A 15876-nucleotide genomic window follows, 5' to 3' on the forward strand; every position below is an offset into this window, starting at 1 on the left:
GTAGCAGCGTTACCGTGGAGCCATCGTGATGCCAGAAATCCATTTGAAACGAGCCGTGACCGACGAGGACTACCGGTCGGCGGCCGACGTGATGCGCGAGCTGCGCCCCCACCTGACCGATCCGGATGCGTTCGTGCGGCAGATGCGCCGCCAGGCCGAACAAGGTTATGTGCTGCTGACCGCACGGCACGCCGGCGCGGACGGCGCAGTCGTCGCGCTGGCGGGATACCGTCACCTCGAAAACACGCTGTACGGCCGCTTCGTCTACGTCGACGACCTGGTCGCGACCGAGCACGCACGCGGCCAGCGGCTGGGCGAGCGGCTGCTCGATGCGGTGCGCGACGACGCACGGCAGCACGGCTGCATGCACCTGGTACTCGATACCGGGCTGTCCAATGCGCTCGCGCAGCGTTTCTATTTCCGCCAGGGGCTGCTGTCCCGCGGCATGCATTTCAGCCAGTCTCTGCAGGCGCTCTGATGAACAATCTTCTTTTTGTCGATGCCAGCCCGCATGGCAGCCATTCGCTGGGCGCGCGCATCGCGCACGAAGCCATCGCGCAATGGCAGGCGGAACGCCCCCACGCACGTGTCGTGTCGCGCAGCCTCGGCGAACCCGGGTTGCCTTCTCTGTCAACCGCTTATGCGCATGCGCTGGTCGCGAGGCAACCGAACGCCGATCCCGCGCTCGCGTGCTCCGAACAGCTGATCGCGGAAGTGGAACACAGCGACGGCATGTTGATCAGCACGCCGATGCACAATTTCACGGTCCCCGCCGCGCTGAAGCTGTGGATCGATTACGTGCTGCGGATCGGCCGCACGTTCACGGCCACGCCGGAAGGCAAATTCGGCCTGCTCGCCGATCGTCCCGTGCTCGTGCTGGTGCGCTCCGGCGGCATCTGCACGGGGCCGGCGGCACGGCAGCCCGATTTCCTGACGCCGTACCTGAAGCAGGTGCTGGCCGTGATCGGCCTGTCGACGGTCGATTTCATCTACCTTGAAGGCATTGCGCCGGACGGCGCGGCCATCGATGCGGTACGCGGCCAGTTGGCCGCATCGGCCCTGCTGGCCCGACGGGCGACGGAAACCGCATGAACGCTCGACGCCCCCGCACGCGCATGCGTTACCGGATGCGTACCGGGGGCCGCTGATATCGGGCGCCCCGGGCCGGGCGCGTCGCCGTCAAGGCTCCAGCCGCCCCATCCGGCGCGCCATCGCCGGGCTCACCGCATGCGCGGGATCGAACCCGAAGAATTCGAGCACGTGCCGCGCGACGTCGTCGCGATCGTTGTCCGCGCAGATCATGTGATAGCTGTTTTCCAGCACGATCCCGCGCGCGTCGGGCATCTTTTCCAGCAGGAAATCGGCCGAGCGCAGGCTCGTCAGCTCGTCCTCGCGCGCATGCAGCACGAGCGCCGGGCACGGCGTGCCGGCGGCGGACTCGAGCACCCAGTCGCGCATCCGGTCGACCTGCTTCACGCACGCGAGCGGCACCCACGCATAGTGGAAGCTGTCCTCCCGCTCGAACTTCTTCTTCACGATCGCGCGGATCGTCGCGTTCTTGATGCCGAACGGATCGCCTTCCTCCACGCGCATCCGTTCGGCGACACCGGGCACGCGGTACAGCACGTGCCGCAGCGCCCGGTACCACGGCGTCGACCAGCCGTCGAGGAACACCGGCGCGGCCAGCAACGCGAGCCGGCCGCGTGCATGCTGCACGCGATGGCACAGCAGCAGCGCGACCAGCGCACCCATGCACATGCCCGCGACATGCAGCGTGTCGTACTCGCGTTCCAGCGCGCGATACTGCTCGGTCACCGCGTCGAGCCACGCTTCCGCACGCACGCCGACCAGATCCTCGGGGCGCGTGCCGTGCCCCGGCAGCGTGATCATGTGCGTGTCGCCGCCCGCGCGCCGCACCGCCTTGTGCAGCGAGCCGAGATCGTATTGCGTGCCGCCGAGCCCGTGGATCAGCAGGACGCCCGTGCGGTCCGTCATGACGCGTATCCGCTCATTCGTCCGCCGGCCACACGCGCTCGATCTGCCAGACGCCCGCGACCACCGTCACGTCGACGTTCGAATCGAGCAGCGGCGCGCCGTGATCGGTGATCGTCTGCGTGCCGCCGTCGCGCTGCACGATGCGCAGCGACAGCGATGCGCGATCCTCGCCCGCGATCTCCGCATTCCAGTAATCGCTCAGCGCGTCGCGGTCGCCCGGCTGCACGCGTTCGAGCACGAGCGGCACGCTCGCGATCTGCGACGCGTCGACGCCGACGCCGAACACGCGCTCGACGTCGCCGCTCCAGTCGATCCTGCCTGACACCGGATCGAGCACGTACGCAATCTGGCCGGCGCTCGCGAGCGCAAGCTCCATGTTGTTCTGCAAGACCGCCGCATGTTCGTGCACGCGCTCGCGCGTCGTCTTCAGCGTGCTGACCGTCAGCACCAGCAGCGACGCGACCGCCATATAGAGCTGCGCTTCGAGCAGCGCGTTGCCGTAGTGCTCGTGGAACGACGAAAACGGGCCGTCGCCCTGCGCGGTCTGCTCGATCACGATCAGCGCGAGCACCAGCACCGACGACGAGCCCACGCGGCCGCCGAGCAGCAGCGTGACCGCAACCGTCAGGAACAGCGGGATATACGTGAGCGCGAAGCCGGCGCCCGTGCCGAATTTCTGCGCCGTGTCGCCGTCGAAGATCACGAGCGCGACGATCGTGAGCAGCGCGAATGCAACGATGCCGAGCACCAGGTCGAAGCGCTCATGGTCGCCCGAGCGGTGCGCGCGAAAGCGCGACCACGATGCGAGCACCGGCGTGACCAGCAGTACGCCGACGAAATCGGACGCGGCCCACACCGACCACACGTCGAAGAACGGCGCGCCCTTGACGATCGTGTACCACGCCGCGCCGCCGACCGCGCCGACGACGCCCGCGATCATCCCGGCGAGGATCACCGAGCGCAGGAAGTACAGCCCCTCGAGCGAGAAGCGCACGCGCTGCACGAGCCAGACCGCGAGCGCGGCCGCGCCGACCTCGTCGATCGTGAACAGCACCGCGTTGACGAGGCTGCCGTGCTCGATCGTGGTCAGCGCGAGCTGCCCGACCAGGAACGCACCGGCCAGCGTCAGCCATTCGCGCACCGGCCGCAGCATGAACGCGCCGACCGTCACGCCGGCCGGCAGCCAGATGTAGCCCGTCAGCCGGACGGGGCCGTTGAACTCGTGCGAGATGTAGCCGGTCGCGAGATACAGCGCCGCCCAGAGCAGCGCAGCGACGAGCCCCGGCCGCGATCGTTTCGTGTCCATCGAGAATCCCTGTGTGCCGCGCCTGCCGCCTGCAGGAGCGCGATGTGCGAATGATATGCGGACAGGGCGGACGGTGGAATACCGGCGGAGCAGAATGGGCGGTCGCGGGCCTGCGACCAAGCGCGCACGGCCTGCGCGGTCGATCGGGCCGCGCCGGCCGCGCGCGTGCCCGTTTGCGATCGGCGCAGGGTCGGCGCCCGTCTCAATCGACGCGCCGCCATACCGAGATCGGTATGTCGCCGTTGGGGCGCGGCGGAACGCGATAGCTCAGTTCGCCGTCTTTCAACTGATAGCTGCGCATCTGCGTCTGCCCGATCCAGTTCGGATAAGACGAGTCGACGATGTGAAACGCCAGCTTGTGCTTCGCGGGATCGACGGTCAGCGTGCCGTAATGGGTGCTGGACCCGAGCACGGCCGCACGGAATTCATCCGGCGTGCCGCCCGCCTTGTCGTTCGACACGAAACGCGGGCGTTCAGACTTGAAGATCTGCAGCGAGTAGTTCCCGGACAGGTCGATCAGCAGCAGGCCTTTCGGATCGGTGCCGTAGTCGCGGCCGATCGTGCCGTCGGGATGCTGAACGTCCGCCGCGACCAGGGCCCAGGTCCCCGCGAGCGACGGTTCCGCCGATGCGCTGCCGGGAACCATCGATGCGGCCAACAGCATGCCGGGGAAGCCTTGACGGAATATCGAGCCGATTTTCATTCGGAGTCCTTGTCAGAAAGAGGAAAAGAAACGTCACGAAAATCCGCAGCGCATGCGCGCATCCCCGTGAACCGCCATGAACGGTTCGCTTGATGGTAGCGGGGTAAATGTGCAATAAATACGATAATTTGAAACCGACTTATAAGTAAAACCGAATCATGACACTCCCGAATCTCGACATGGATGCGCTGCGCACGCTGCTCGCCGCGGATCGGCTCGGCAGCCTCAACCGCGCCGCCGACCGGATCGGCCGATCGCAGTCGGCGGTCAGCCAGCAGATGCGCAAGCTCGAAACCCAGATCGGCCAGCCGCTGTTTCGCCGGCAGGGGCGCGGCCTCGTGCCGACCGATGCCGGCGAACTGATGCTGTCGTATGCGCGCCGTATCCTCGAACTGAACGACGAGGCGGTGAGCGCCATCCGCGGCTCGGCCATCGAGGGGGCCGTGCGATTCGGGTTGCCGGGCGATTTCGCGGAATCGTGGCTGCCCGTCGCGCTCGGCCAGTTCAAACGCACGCATCCGGGCGTGCGCGTCGACATCGTCGTCGACGGCAACGGTGCGCTGCTGGAGCAGCTCGACGGTGGCGGGCTCGACCTCGTGCTCGCGATGGGCCGCGGGCATCGCGCCGACGCCGAACACCTGGCCATGCTGCCGATGGCATGGATCGGGCCGTCGGGTTTCGACGTGCGTCGGCACGCCGGCGCGTCGCTCGATCTCGCGCTGTACAAGCCGCCGTGCCTGTTCCGCAAGGCCGGGACCGATGCGCTCGACAAGGCCGGCATCCCGTGGCGGCTCGCTTATACGACCGGCAGCCTGCAGAGCCTGTGGGCCGGCGTCGCGGGCGGGCTGGGCATTACGCCGAGAACGACGGTCGGCGTGCCGCCGACGCTGCGCCGGCTGGGCGAGCGCGACGGCCTGCCGCCGTTACCGTCCGTCGAGGTGTGCCTCCACGGCGCCGGCGGCAATGCGCCCTCCGCGCTCGCCAGCCTGAAACGCGTCGTGATCGACAACCTGACCGCCAATCTGGGCGACGTGTAATCGGCCTCCTGCCGACGCATCGGGCTGGACGACCGCGCATGCGCAGCGGAATCCGCACCAGGCCCTTTGACCGGCTTCGCGGGATCGGGAATCATTCGCTGCGGGGTTCGAGTTTCCCGTCAACGCTCCCGAACGAACGAGTCCGCACCATGACACACGCGATCAGCCTGCGCGCGGCCTCTGCCGCCGACTTCCCGTTCCTGCTGACGCTCCGTCAGCTCACGATGACCGAGCACCTGCAGCGCGTCGGCGCGCCGACCGACGACGACGCGCACGACCGGCGCATCCGCGCGAACTTCGAAGACGCGATGATCGTCTGCGACGGCGCCGACGCCATCGGCCTGCTGAAGGTGACGCGCGCCGCCGGCGAATGGCACGTCCATCAGATCCAGATTCACCCCGCGCGCCAGGGCCAGGGAATCGGCGAGGCCGTGCTGAACGTATTGCTGACCGACGCCGCACGCGAACACGTGCCGGTGTCGCTCAGCGTGCTGCACGGCAATCCGGCGCGGCGGCTCTACGAACGGCTCGGCTTTCGCGTCGTATCCGAAACCGACACGAGCGCGAACATGATCCGGCACGCGTGACGCGCGCTGTCGCAACGTCACGGCCTGCCCGTTACTGCGTGATCTTCGCGTCCTTCAGCAGATTGCCGATCATCTGCGCACTCGCCTTCTCGACCGCGATCGCCTGCAGCTGCTGCTGCAGCCCCGGCTTCGCGGTTTCGAAACCCGGCACCTGCGTCGGTCGCTTCGCATCCAGCTTCACGATCGCCCGCACGCCGTCGACCGGAATCGAATCCTTCGTCACCGCGCCGACCGACAGTTTCTCGAGCGCCTGCGCGACGGGCAGCGGCAGGCCGGACGTCTTGCCCTCCGCCGCCGGCGTGCTGAAGCTCACCCACGGCAGCTCGCCGCCCGTATCGCGGCTCGGCGCCATGCTGTACTGGCGTGCCAGCCCGTCGAACGACTTGCCCGCTTTCAGCTCGCTCAGCACGGTCGCCGCCGTCACCGGATCCCTGACGACGATCAGGCGCGGCTTGTATTCGTTCTTGCCGAGCGTCGCGACGAGTGCGTCGTAACGCGCCTTGACCTGCTCGTCGGTCACCGGCTCTGGCTTCACGTTGTCGCGCAGGTACAGCTGCACCTCGGCCGTCACCTTCGCCTGCTGCACCGCCGCCTTGACCTCGGGCTTGTCGCCGTAGTTCGCCTTCTCGGCCGCCTGCTGAACCAGCACGCGCGTGATCAGCTGGTTCTTGATCGCCTGGCGGACCTGCGGCGAATCGGGCTGGCCGGATGCGCGCAGCAGCGCATCGACGTCGGCCTGCGTGATCGGCGTGCCGTTGACGGTCGCAACGTTCGCCGCCGTCTGTGCGTGGACAGGACCGCTCAGTGCGCCGGCCAGCGCGGCAATCAGCAACAGGCGGTTCGGTGTCGTTTTCATCTTCATCGTTTGGTCACTTCGAGCATGGAAAGCGCGGCAGGGGGATGTCGCGCCAGTTCATCGTGCACGCACACGCAGCGTCTGCGCATGCCGCTGTCATTGTGCACGGAACCGCATTTCCGCGTCGGGAGGTTGGGAACGGCCGCGCCACGCGGCACGGCGCGCATGGTGCGCGCCGTTCATTGCATTCGTGTTGCGCGGCAATCCCGCGAAAGCGCGTCAATTACCGTCATGACTACGCGCGGACGGCCGCAGGCTCAACGGGTCAAGGCGTCCACCGGTACACGGTGATGCTGTTCCCCTTCACGTTGTTCTTCATCACCACGTACTCGCCGTTCGATCGCCGGTACGCGCGGATGCTGTACATCGCATCGATCGCGCTGCTGGTATCGACGGTCGCGGGGCTCGCGTTGACCAGCGTGGTGTCGAGGTTGCCGGTGGTGAGGTTGAACGCGTCGACGTTCGGCCACAGCGGCCCGCTGCTGCTGAACCAGTAACCGACGAACAGATGATTGCCGGCCGCGTCGATCGATTTCGCGCCGCTGTGCGGCAGCGTGATCACCGGATCGGGCTTCGTCGTGTTGCCCGCGCGCCAGCCGTGATACACCTCGATGCGCGTGCCGATCGACGTCCAGTCGTTGCTGCCTATCGCGCCCTGCGCGAGCACCATCGTGTCGCTGTCGGCGAGATAGACGATGCGGGTGAGCGGCAGGATGCTGGCCGGGATGCGGGTCGCGACGCCTGGCCCCCACGACGGCTTGCCGTTCGCGTCGAAGCCGGTCAGCGGGTAATGCGTGATCGCACCGGTCTTGTCTAGGCCGGCCCACACGCCGCCCTTGCTGTCGACGCTGAAGCCGCTCGTCACGCGTTGCGTCGTGTTGAACGCGGGGCCCGGAATCGATCCATCCGGAATCGCGATATAGCCGTTCGCCGCGTTGAAATGGTAGAAGTAGAAGACCGGCGGATTCTGGCCGGCTGCGACGAGGATCCGGTTCGCGCCGACCGACGTGAGCAGCCCGAAGTGTTCGTCGCGCTGCGTGTCGCTCATGTTGATGCGCGGGTCCGACGGATACGCGAACGGGTCGACGGTATTCGCGACGAACCTGCCGCCCGCGCTGCCGCTATAAACGTGCGTGCCGCTGTAGAACAGCGCGCCGTCCGTGACGGGGTCCGGCGCCGCGATGCCTTCGAAGTTCAGCGACTGCAGCGTCCAGCGCAGGCTGCCGGTGCTGCTGTACGCATGGATGTCGGTCGCACCGTTGCGGCCGAGATCCCAGCTGCCGCCCCACGGGTTGTTGAGCACATACAGGTTGCCGCCGGTGTCCTTGCCGATTCCGACGATGCGCGTGAAGCGTTGCGCGCCGACCTGCCCCTTGATGCCCGTCGTCGTGTCGAGATAGCCGCCGCGCACACCGAACGTACCGGCCAGCGCGGGCCGGCCCGCTATCGAATAACGCTTGATGTTCTGGTCGGGGCCTTCGTCGCCCACCAGCAGTTGCGCGGCCACCGCATCGAAGTACAGCGCCGACGGCTGCGAGCCGGCCGGCATCCGGATCGTGTTCAGCAACGTGCCCGCCGGGCTGAAGCCGACGATCGAGCCCGCCCCCTTCTGCGCGACCCACACGTTGCCCGCGCCGTCCACCGCGAGCGCACCCGGCGCCGACACGCTGATATCGCGCTGCCACACGCCGTCGGCGGTGAACACGCGCACGCGATTGCCGTAGAAGTCGCTGGCATACAGCAGCGAGCCGGCCGTCGCAAGCCCGGTGACCACGTCGATGCGCGGCTGGTTGGTCGCCGCGCTGACCTGGATCACGCGGTCGCGATACTTCGTCGCGCGGTTGTAGCGCCCCACCGCGCCGCTACCGACCGTCTTGCCGGGCTGCAGCGCGACGAACAGCGACGTCGCGTTGCCGGTGATCGCGCTGCCCTGGAATTCCGAATGCGCACCGATCGAGCCGAGGCTCTTGCCGTTCTGGTAGATCGCGACGCCGCCTTCATCCTCGTCCCACATCGACGCCGTGTAGATCACGCCTTCGGGCGCGACCCACATCGCACGCGCGACGTTGCCGACGTGCGCCGCGAGCGTGCCGTACGTATTCGCGAGCCAGTCGGTGGTGTTGCCTGCCTGCGCGGCCGGCGCAATCGAGGCGATCGCTGCGGCGAGAAGCGCAGCCTGGATTCGTTTTCTGGCGACCATGACGGATGCTCTCCTGAACGGGGCAAACATTCACATGAGGGATCGGCCGGCCAGATGGCGTGAAATCGCGATGCGTAAATTCTTCCCCTGAATCATCCGGCGCAGTCGGTATGACGTACGGCATGCCTTCGGTAACGGGCAGGGCGAGAATAGCGTGATATAAATCGAAAAAAATTGCGGATCGCTCGCGCTGGCGGCGAGCGCGACTGCGCGTCAGCGAACGTTCACTGACATGCCGGGGAGGGAATCGGGAGAATCAGGCATTCGCCTGCGGGAAGATCGCCGCGGATTCGACGGCGACATCATGAAACGGCGAATGCCGTTTCCGGAGCGTCGGGAAAAGCTCTTGCACAAAACAAATCGCCGGCCTGGATCCATATCGATTCCAGGCCGGCGATCGTCATGCACGTCGGGTCGGGCAACGCGCCGTCGCCGCCGCGCTGCCATCCATCATGCCGCGGTTTCCCGCACCTTCACCTCGGCCACGCGCCCGCCATCCGGGTCGTTGTCGTCGCGCGGCTCACCGAGCTGCCCTTCCCACTTCGCGACCACGGCGGCCGCGATCGAGTTGCCGACCGCATTGGTGGCCGAGCGGCCCATGTCGAGGAACATGTCGACGCCCATGATCAGCAGCAACCCGGCTTCGGGCATGTTGAACTGGTTCAGCGTCGCCGCGATCACGACCAGCGACGCGCGCGGCACGCCGGCCATCCCCTTCGACGTCACCATCAGCATCAGCAGCATCGTGATCTGCGTGCCGAGCGGCAGATGGATGCCGTACACCTGCGCGATGAACAGCACCGCGAACGTGCAGTACATCATCGAGCCGTCGAGGTTGAACGAATAGCCGATCGGCAACACGAAGCTCGAGATCTTGCGGTTCACGCCGAAGCGGTCGAGCGCGTCCAGCAGCTTCGGATACGCGGCCTCGGAGCTCGCCGTCGCGAACGACAGCAGGAACGGCTCGCGGATCAGCCGGATCAGCGTGAACGTGCGCTTGCCGAGGAACACCACGCCGGCGAGCGTCAGCACGGCCCACAGCAGCGCGAGCGCCAGATAGAAGCTCGCCATGAACTTCGCGAACGTGAGCAGGATGCCGAGCCCTTCGGTCGTGATCGTCGACGCGAGCGCCGCGAACACCGCGACGGGTGCGAACCACATCACCGCGCCCGTCACCTTCAGCATCACCTGCGCGAGGTCGTCGATCACGCCGGTCAGGCGCTTGCCCGCTTCGCCGAGCGCCGACAGCGCGGTGCCGAAGAAGATCGAGAACACGACGATCTGCAGGATTTCGTTGTTCGCCATCGCCTCGGCGATCGACTTCGGCACCAGGTGGACCACGAAATCCTTCAGCGTGAAGGCACCCGTCTTCAGGTTGAGGGCTGCATCGGTCGCCGGCAGCGGCAGGCTCAGGTGGCTGCCCGGCTGCAGGATCGTCGCGGTCAGCAGGCCGAGCAGCAACGACGTGAACGATGCGATGAAGAACCAGCCGAACGCCTTGACGCCCACGCGGCCCACCGCGCTGCCGTCGCCCATCTGCGCGATGCCGACGGTCAACGTCGCGAATACCAGCGGCGCGATGATCATCTTGATCAATCGCAGGAATACATCAGACAGCAACGACACGTAACCGGCGACTTCCTTCGCCATCTTCGGGTCGGGAAACGCGCTATGGCATGCGTAACCCACGGCGATACCAAGAATCATCGCGACAACGATGTACTTGGTAATGTTGTGCTTCTTCTTCATTAGTAGTCCAAATCACAAAACGTATGTTGCTAACGGCTGGCAAATCATTCGCGTCCGGCTGCGAATCGGAACCTGTGTCGCCACGTGTGCGACCCGTCCGCCCGGGCGGTCGCCGGGGTGGACAAGGGGGGGCATTCTAACGCAAATGGCGCGCAGGCTTTCAAATCTGAAAGCGGCCGAGGTTGATTTGCGTCCAGATGTCGTCGGAAGGGCGGGTTTTGTCGCGATCCGGCCCGTTATTTTTGGGGTCGGATGAATGGACAAGAAAGAATAAAAACGACCCGTGAGTGCGGGCCGCTGCGTGGGTGTCAGGAAACCAGGACGTAGGTCCGGAAGAAATCGCCGAGCGCGGCGGCCATCTGCTCCATGTCGGCGGAGGTGCCGAGGCTGCGGTCGAGCCACATGCCGTTGAACAGCGAGAAGACGATGTTCGCGGCGCCGGCCGGATCCAGCGACGGCCTGACCCAGCCATCGGCCTGGCCGCGCGCCAGCACGCGCGCGAGTTCCTCGCGCATCGTCCGGTCGAGCGCGGCGAAATCGGGGCGCCGGTCGGCATCGCGCGCCACTTCGAGCCAGCTGTCGACACCCAGGCCTTCATCGGTCTGCCCGGTCATCGCGGCCAGTTCGTCGGCCGTGATGCGGACAAGCCGCAGCAGCCCTTCCTGGCTGAGAAAGCGCTGAACATCCTGCGTATAGCGTTCGATTTCGACCGAGATGATCGCGTCGATCATCTCGCGCTTGTCGGCGAAGTACCGGAATACCGCGCCCGCGCTCATGTCGGCCGCCGCACAGATGTCCTCGGTGCGCGCGCCGTGGAATCCCCTGGCCTTGAAGACCCGGGCGGCCGCGGCCAGGATCTGCTCCCGGCGTTGCTGATGAAGGTTTTCGTTTCGTGTGCGAGCCATGCTTCCCGATATAACCGGACTAATTAGTCTCATTATATGGAAGGCACCGGCCGAGATCAAATCCGGGGCGACTTCCCGTCACATTCGCGGGAGAACGTTGCGCAGGCGGCGACATGATCAAGCGATCGCCACACATTTTCACAAAGATGCGCAGACTTCGACACTACGGCACGTAAACGATATGTAATATTTGGAAATGATTCGCGCTGCCCCTGTCCCTTGACGTCGACGCGCAATCCCGAGTCGGAAATGCGGCACCGTGTTTCAGTCATTGCTCCCATCAGGCTGAGTCGTTCATTTCATCAGTAGTCCTTTGAAGTGAGCGATCGAGAAAAAACGGCATCGTGATGAATATTCTGTACACCAATTTCCACGGCGACTACGGCGGCGGCCAGGACACCTACGTCCGCGATCTCGCCGTCGCGATGAACCGCCATCACCGTGTGACCGTCGCGTCGCCGGAGGGGAGTCGCCTGTCGCGACTGCTGAAGGACAGCCCCGACGTGGCCATCTTCGACATGGAATTCAAGCCGCGCTGGAACCGGCTGTGCCAGGAAATCGTCCGGCTGCGCCAGCGGATCGTCGCCGAGCGCTTCGACGTCATTCACGTCAACGGCTCCGCCGATCACCGGCAGGTGATGCTCGCGCTGCTCGGATGCCGGTATCGGCCCGCGGTCGTCCTCACCAAGCACAACACCTATCGCGCCGACAGCCTCGGCAACCTGCTGCGCGCCCGGCTGGCCACCGATCACACGATCGCGGTCAGCGACTACGTCGCGAGCATGCTCGCGCTGCGGTCGCCGTACGACAACGTCACGGTGGTCAAGCACGGTGTGCGGCGGGCGGCCGGCGAACGACTGGCGGGCGACGAGATCCGCCGCCGCAAGGTCGCGCTGTTCGGATCGACCGGTGCGGAAGCGATCGTGCTGGGCAGCAGCGCCGGCACCGCGCCGGAAAAAGGCTGGATGGATCTGATCGCGGCGCTCGGCCGCCTGCCCGAATCCGAGCGCGAGCGGTTTCGCGTGCTGCTGGTCGGCGCGGAGCCGTCCGGCGAGCAACGCGAGCAGATCGCGCGACACGGCATGGCGTCGCGCACCGCCTTCACCGGGCGGCTCGACGACGTGCGGACGCCGTTCTCGATCATCGACGTGTCGTTCGTGCTGTCGTACCACGAGAGCCTGTCGTATGCGTGCCGCGAAGCGATGTCGCTCGGCTGCCCCGCGATCGTGACGCGCGTGGGCGGGCTGCCCGAGAACGTGGAGCCGGGCGTGGACGGCTGGGTCGTCCCGCCGCGCGAGCCCGAAGCGATCGAGGCGATCCTGCGCGCGATCGTGCAGGAACCCGGCTGTGTCCGCGCGATGGGCCGCAGCGCGCGGCTGAAAGGCAAGCGCGAATTCTCGTTCGACACCTTCGTCGACGCGACCCTGTCCGTCTATCAGAAATCGATTCGACACAACCCCTATCGCTGGGTGACTTCCCTGAGAACCACGAAATGGCAATGAATGTCTGGAAGAAGTACTGGGATCTGCGCACGCAGGAATGCCCGTGCGACGTGCACTTCGTCGAGTGGCTGGAATCCGTGCGCCTCAGGGGCGTGCGCATCTACCACTTCGGCACCGGCGGCCATCACCACGTCGGCGTCGAATGCGCGCGGCCGCACCTGAACAACACCGTCTTCGGCGTGACGGCGTCGCCGAAGGAATACAAGTCGTATGTCGATCTCGTCACGCGGCAACCCGAGGTGAGCAAGACCTATCTCGCGTATTTCGGCGACATCTACACGAGCAATTCGGGCCTGCTGCCGGCGTTCGACGTCGTCACGCTGTTCCATCTGTGCGAGTTCCGCGACGAATCGAACACCCGCTACGGCGCGAAGACCGACGAAGAGGTGCTCGACCTGTTCGCGCGCCATACCGCGCCCAACGGCCACCTGCTGTTCTACAAGGGCTCGTCGGCCTACCGGAAGGCCGAACCGATCATCGCGCAGTGGGCCGCGAATGCCGATTTCGTGGAAGTCGGCGACTTCAAGACCCTGCGGATTTTCCGCAAGGCCGCGTAACCCCGCTTTCACGCGATCCACCGATGCTTGCGCGCACCCCACGCTACCCGATCCTGATGTATCACCAGATCCGCCCGCTGCCGCCGCCGTCCGACCGGCTGCGCGGCCTGAGCGTCGCACCCGACGCATTCCGCCGCCAGATGACGCTGTTCAAGCGGCTCGGCTACCGCGGCGTCAGCGTGCGCGAACTGCAGCCGTACCTGCGCGGTGAGCGCACGGGCAAGGTCTTCGGCATTTCGTTCGACGACGGCTTCCTCAACGTGCTGACGCACGCGATGCCCGTGCTGGACGCACTCGGGTTCACCGCGACCTGCTATTTCGTCGCCGGCCGGTTCGGCGGCGCGAACGACTGGGACGCGGATGCGCCTACCTCGCGCTCGCCGCTGATGACGTGCGAGGACATGCTCGCGTGGCGCGATCACGGCCATGAAATCGGCTCGCATACGCTCGATCACGTCGCGCTGTCGTATGTGCCGCCGCCCGTATCGGACTTTCAGGTGACCGAATCGAAGCGGCAACTCGAAATGCTGAGCGGCCAGCCGGTCGAATCGTTCTGCTATCCGTACGGCGACCTGGACGCGCGCGTGCGCGACCAGGTCAGGGACGCCGGTTACGGCAATGCGACCACGACCCGGCGCGGATGTGCCGGTGCGGCCGACGATCCGTTCCTGCTGCCGCGGATTCCGGTGGCGGGCGGGGTCGGGCCGGTACGGCTCTGGTTCAAGTGCGTGAAGGGCAGGATCGCAGGGCGCGGCTGACATGCGCCGGCACATCGCCCGGCCGCCCGCCGAGCGATACCCGATACCCGTCCATGCCGCGACGACACATGGACGGGCCCCGCCGGCCGCTCAAACCGGCGGCCGAAACACCCGCGTCGCGGACAGCGCGCGCGCATGCTGCTTCAGGTACGCCAGCGCATCGTCGATCTTCAGCACGTGCTGCTCCCCGCCCCTCATTCGCAACGACACCTCGCCGGCCAGCGCTTCCTTCCGCCCGGTGACCGCGACGATCGGCGCGGCCAGCTCCGTCGCGTCGAAGATCTTGCGCGGCAGGCGTTCCGAACGGAAATCCCGCCGCACCCGGCAGCCGATTTCCTCGAACGCGAACGCCGTTTCGTCGGCGAATGCGCGCTCGCCTTCTCCGATGTTCGCGACGACGATCTGATCGGGCGCCAGCCACGTCGGCAGCCACCCCTCGTAGTGCTCGAGCAGGATGCCGATGAACCGTTCGAGGCTCCCGAGCACCGCGTGATGCAACATGACGGGCGCGGCTTTCGCACCGTCCTCCGCGACATAGGTTGCGCCGAGCCGCTCCGGCAATACGAAGTCGAGCTGGATCGTTCCGCACTGCCACTTCCGCCCCTGGCGGTCGAGCAAATGAAACTCGAGCTTGGGGCCGTAGAATGCGCCTTCGCCCGCCTGGACCGAGAATTCCAGGCCCGCCGCCCGCGCAGCGGACGCCAGCATCGCCTCCGCGCGATCCCACACCGCATCGTCGCCGGCGCGAAGCGGCGGCCTCGTCGACAGCGCCACGTCGAATCCGTCGAACCCGAAGTCTGCGTAGATCGTCTTCAGCAACACGCAGAAGCGCGCCACTTCGACCTCGACCTGGCCGGGCATGCACAGCACATGGGCATCGTCCTGCGTGAATGCCCGGGCACGCATCAGGCCGTGCAACGCCCCCGACGGCTCGGCCCGGTGAACCGCGCCGAACTCCGCATACCGGACCGGCAGATCGCGATACGAGCGCGTGCCTTTCCTGAAGACCTGCACATGGCCCGGGCAGCTCATCGGCTTCAGGCAGTACGGCTTGCCGTCGCTCTCGAGCGAAAACATGTTTCGCCCGAACTTCTCCCAATGACCGCTCTGCTCCCAGAGCTCGCGCGAGACAATCTGAGGTGTCCTGACTTCCGCGAAGCCGGCTTGCCGCATGCGGGCACGAATGGATTCCTCGACGACGCGATAAAGGATCATGCCGCGGGGATGCCAGAAAATGGCGCCCGGACTTTCATCCTGCTGGTGAAACAGGTCGAGTCGGTTGCCAAGCACTCGATGATCGAAATCGTCCATCACGTTCTCCGTTGACGTTCGGTGCCGGTCGAACGGAGCATGAAAAAAGCCCCGTCCGTTTCCGGCGGGGCTCCTGGGGATGCTGTGACGCACTGTCCTACGACGTGCAACCTCCCCCCGGCCCGCCCTTGGCGGTCGTGGTGGTGGTCGTGGTGGTCGTGACGAAACGTGCGTTCATGTGGTGAATCTAGACAACCTCTCGTCGCCTGTCAATCGCGTATTCGAATGCGCTGCGTCTCGGGTATGCAAAAGGCAGCCCGAATTCATCGCCATCGCACCCCCGCTGGATCTTGCGCGGGACTCGAAATCACGCGTCTCCGGTTATTTCAATACACATCCATTTCTTTCGGATACACCGACATCGTCATGTCCCGTCAAACGGGGATTGAGCAGGTGTCGCGCAATCACTT

15 protein-coding genes are annotated in these 15876 nt (G+C 66.1%); 7 read left to right on the forward strand and 8 right to left on the reverse strand.

Annotated features, from left to right (window positions below):
* Positions 1 to 28: 28 nt before the first annotated feature.
* Together AC5LXK_RS31295 and AC5LXK_RS31300 are read left to right on the forward strand one after the other, a co-directional pair.
* Entirely contained in the window at positions 29 to 478 is a 450-nt protein-coding gene (locus tag AC5LXK_RS31295; protein WP_493392518.1) for a GNAT family N-acetyltransferase, read from the forward strand.
* Positions 478 to 1092 (forward strand): FMN-dependent NADH-azoreductase, encoded by a 615-nt coding sequence (locus AC5LXK_RS31300; protein WP_493392519.1) that lies wholly within the window; start codon positions 478 to 480, stop codon positions 1090 to 1092. Before AC5LXK_RS31295 ends, AC5LXK_RS31300 begins: the two co-directional genes overlap by 1 nt.
* Positions 1093 to 1179: 87 nt before the next feature.
* Here AC5LXK_RS31300 and AC5LXK_RS31305 read toward each other — a convergent pair whose 3' ends face one another.
* From AC5LXK_RS31305 to AC5LXK_RS31315, 3 genes are all read right to left on the reverse strand, one after another.
* Entirely contained in the window at positions 1180 to 1995 is an 816-nt protein-coding gene (locus tag AC5LXK_RS31305; RefSeq protein ID WP_493392520.1) for an alpha/beta hydrolase, read from the reverse strand.
* A gap of 13 nt (positions 1996 to 2008) precedes the next feature.
* On the reverse strand, positions 2009 to 3301 hold the full coding sequence (locus AC5LXK_RS31310) for an MASE1 domain-containing protein (protein ID WP_493392521.1): 1293 nt from the start codon (positions 3299 to 3301) through the stop codon (positions 2009 to 2011).
* Between the two features lie 202 nt (positions 3302 to 3503).
* Positions 3504 to 4004, reverse strand: a complete 501-nt coding sequence (locus AC5LXK_RS31315) for a lipocalin-like domain-containing protein (RefSeq protein WP_493392522.1) — start codon at positions 4002 to 4004, stop codon at positions 3504 to 3506.
* A gap of 158 nt (positions 4005 to 4162) precedes the next feature.
* Here AC5LXK_RS31315 and AC5LXK_RS31320 point away from each other — a divergent pair, with 158 nt between their 5' ends.
* Both AC5LXK_RS31320 and AC5LXK_RS31325 read left to right on the forward strand, forming a co-directional pair.
* Complete coding sequence (locus AC5LXK_RS31320) at positions 4163 to 5041, forward strand: LysR substrate-binding domain-containing protein (protein WP_493392523.1); 879 nt, start codon at positions 4163 to 4165, stop codon at positions 5039 to 5041.
* 149 nt (positions 5042 to 5190) lie between these two features.
* Positions 5191 to 5628: a GNAT family N-acetyltransferase gene (locus tag AC5LXK_RS31325; RefSeq protein WP_493392524.1), complete on the forward strand. Its 438-nt coding sequence runs from the start codon at positions 5191 to 5193 to the stop codon at positions 5626 to 5628.
* A 31-nt stretch (positions 5629 to 5659) separates the two neighbouring features.
* On the opposite strand, the gene AC5LXK_RS31330 is transcribed toward AC5LXK_RS31325, so the two are convergent.
* The 4 genes from AC5LXK_RS31330 to AC5LXK_RS31345 all read right to left on the reverse strand — a co-directional run bounded on the left by AC5LXK_RS31330 (position 5660) and on the right by AC5LXK_RS31345 (position 11371).
* The gene (locus AC5LXK_RS31330; protein ID WP_493392525.1) at positions 5660 to 6490 is read right to left on the reverse strand and encodes a peptidylprolyl isomerase; all 831 of its coding nucleotides are present in this window, start codon (positions 6488 to 6490) and stop codon (positions 5660 to 5662) included.
* A 259-nt stretch (positions 6491 to 6749) separates the two neighbouring features.
* A complete protein-coding gene (locus AC5LXK_RS31335) occupies positions 6750 to 8684 on the reverse strand; it encodes an SMP-30/gluconolactonase/LRE family protein (RefSeq protein WP_493392526.1) in 1935 nt (644 codons plus the stop codon).
* A gap of 450 nt (positions 8685 to 9134) precedes the next feature.
* On the reverse strand, positions 9135 to 10433 hold the full coding sequence (locus AC5LXK_RS31340; protein WP_493392527.1) for a dicarboxylate/amino acid:cation symporter: 1299 nt from the start codon (positions 10431 to 10433) through the stop codon (positions 9135 to 9137).
* A 308-nt stretch (positions 10434 to 10741) separates the two neighbouring features.
* Positions 10742 to 11371 (reverse strand): TetR/AcrR family transcriptional regulator, encoded by a 630-nt coding sequence (locus AC5LXK_RS31345; RefSeq protein ID WP_493392528.1) that lies wholly within the window; start codon positions 11369 to 11371, stop codon positions 10742 to 10744.
* A gap of 314 nt (positions 11372 to 11685) precedes the next feature.
* On the opposite strand from AC5LXK_RS31345, the gene AC5LXK_RS31350 reads away from it, so the two are divergent.
* Genes AC5LXK_RS31350 through AC5LXK_RS31360 form a run of 3 tightly spaced genes read left to right on the forward strand, consistent with a single transcriptional unit; the run spans position 11686 to position 14155 of the window.
* Positions 11686 to 12840 (forward strand): glycosyltransferase, encoded by a 1155-nt coding sequence (locus tag AC5LXK_RS31350; protein ID WP_493392529.1) that lies wholly within the window; start codon positions 11686 to 11688, stop codon positions 12838 to 12840.
* Positions 12837 to 13397, forward strand: a complete 561-nt coding sequence (locus AC5LXK_RS31355) for a hypothetical protein (RefSeq protein WP_493392530.1) — start codon at positions 12837 to 12839, stop codon at positions 13395 to 13397. The genes AC5LXK_RS31350 and AC5LXK_RS31355 overlap by 4 nt, the downstream gene beginning before the upstream one ends.
* A gap of 23 nt (positions 13398 to 13420) precedes the next feature.
* Positions 13421 to 14155 (forward strand): polysaccharide deacetylase family protein, encoded by a 735-nt coding sequence (locus AC5LXK_RS31360; protein WP_493392531.1) that lies wholly within the window; start codon positions 13421 to 13423, stop codon positions 14153 to 14155.
* A 90-nt stretch (positions 14156 to 14245) separates the two neighbouring features.
* On the opposite strand, the gene thrS is transcribed toward AC5LXK_RS31360, so the two are convergent.
* Positions 14246 to 15466, reverse strand: a complete 1221-nt coding sequence (gene thrS / locus AC5LXK_RS31365; protein ID WP_493392532.1) for a threonine--tRNA ligase — start codon at positions 15464 to 15466, stop codon at positions 14246 to 14248.
* Positions 15467 to 15876 lie beyond the last annotated feature (410 nt).

This window comes from Burkholderia pulmonis, from assembly GCF_984667975.1.

What these genes read in the sequence shown, in the direction of transcription:
- AC5LXK_RS31340 (WP_493392527.1), bottom strand. Translation starts at nt 10,433, where the DNA reads ATGAAGAAGAAGCACAACATTACCAAGTACATCGTTGTCGCGATGATT.
- AC5LXK_RS31295 (WP_493392518.1), top strand. Translation starts at nt 29, where the DNA reads ATGCCAGAAATCCATTTGAAACGAGCCGTGACCGACGAGGACTACCGG.
- AC5LXK_RS31310 (WP_493392521.1), bottom strand. Translation starts at nt 3,301, where the DNA reads ATGGACACGAAACGATCGCGGCCGGGGCTCGTCGCTGCGCTGCTCTGG.
- AC5LXK_RS31350 (WP_493392529.1), top strand. Translation starts at nt 11,686, where the DNA reads ATGAATATTCTGTACACCAATTTCCACGGCGACTACGGCGGCGGCCAG.
- AC5LXK_RS31315 (WP_493392522.1), bottom strand. Translation starts at nt 4,004, where the DNA reads ATGAAAATCGGCTCGATATTCCGTCAAGGCTTCCCCGGCATGCTGTTG.
- AC5LXK_RS31355 (WP_493392530.1), top strand. Translation starts at nt 12,837, where the DNA reads ATGAATGTCTGGAAGAAGTACTGGGATCTGCGCACGCAGGAATGCCCG.
- AC5LXK_RS31330 (WP_493392525.1), bottom strand. Translation starts at nt 6,490, where the DNA reads ATGAAGATGAAAACGACACCGAACCGCCTGTTGCTGATTGCCGCGCTG.
- AC5LXK_RS31345 (WP_493392528.1), bottom strand. Translation starts at nt 11,371, where the DNA reads ATGAGACTAATTAGTCCGGTTATATCGGGAAGCATGGCTCGCACACGA.
- thrS (WP_493392532.1), bottom strand. Translation starts at nt 15,466, where the DNA reads ATGGACGATTTCGATCATCGAGTGCTTGGCAACCGACTCGACCTGTTT.
- AC5LXK_RS31300 (WP_493392519.1), top strand. Translation starts at nt 478, where the DNA reads ATGAACAATCTTCTTTTTGTCGATGCCAGCCCGCATGGCAGCCATTCG.
- AC5LXK_RS31360 (WP_493392531.1), top strand. Translation starts at nt 13,421, where the DNA reads ATGCTTGCGCGCACCCCACGCTACCCGATCCTGATGTATCACCAGATC.
- AC5LXK_RS31325 (WP_493392524.1), top strand. Translation starts at nt 5,191, where the DNA reads ATGACACACGCGATCAGCCTGCGCGCGGCCTCTGCCGCCGACTTCCCG.
- AC5LXK_RS31335 (WP_493392526.1), bottom strand. Translation starts at nt 8,684, where the DNA reads ATGGTCGCCAGAAAACGAATCCAGGCTGCGCTTCTCGCCGCAGCGATC.
- AC5LXK_RS31320 (WP_493392523.1), top strand. Translation starts at nt 4,163, where the DNA reads ATGACACTCCCGAATCTCGACATGGATGCGCTGCGCACGCTGCTCGCC.
- AC5LXK_RS31305 (WP_493392520.1), bottom strand. Translation starts at nt 1,995, where the DNA reads ATGACGGACCGCACGGGCGTCCTGCTGATCCACGGGCTCGGCGGCACG.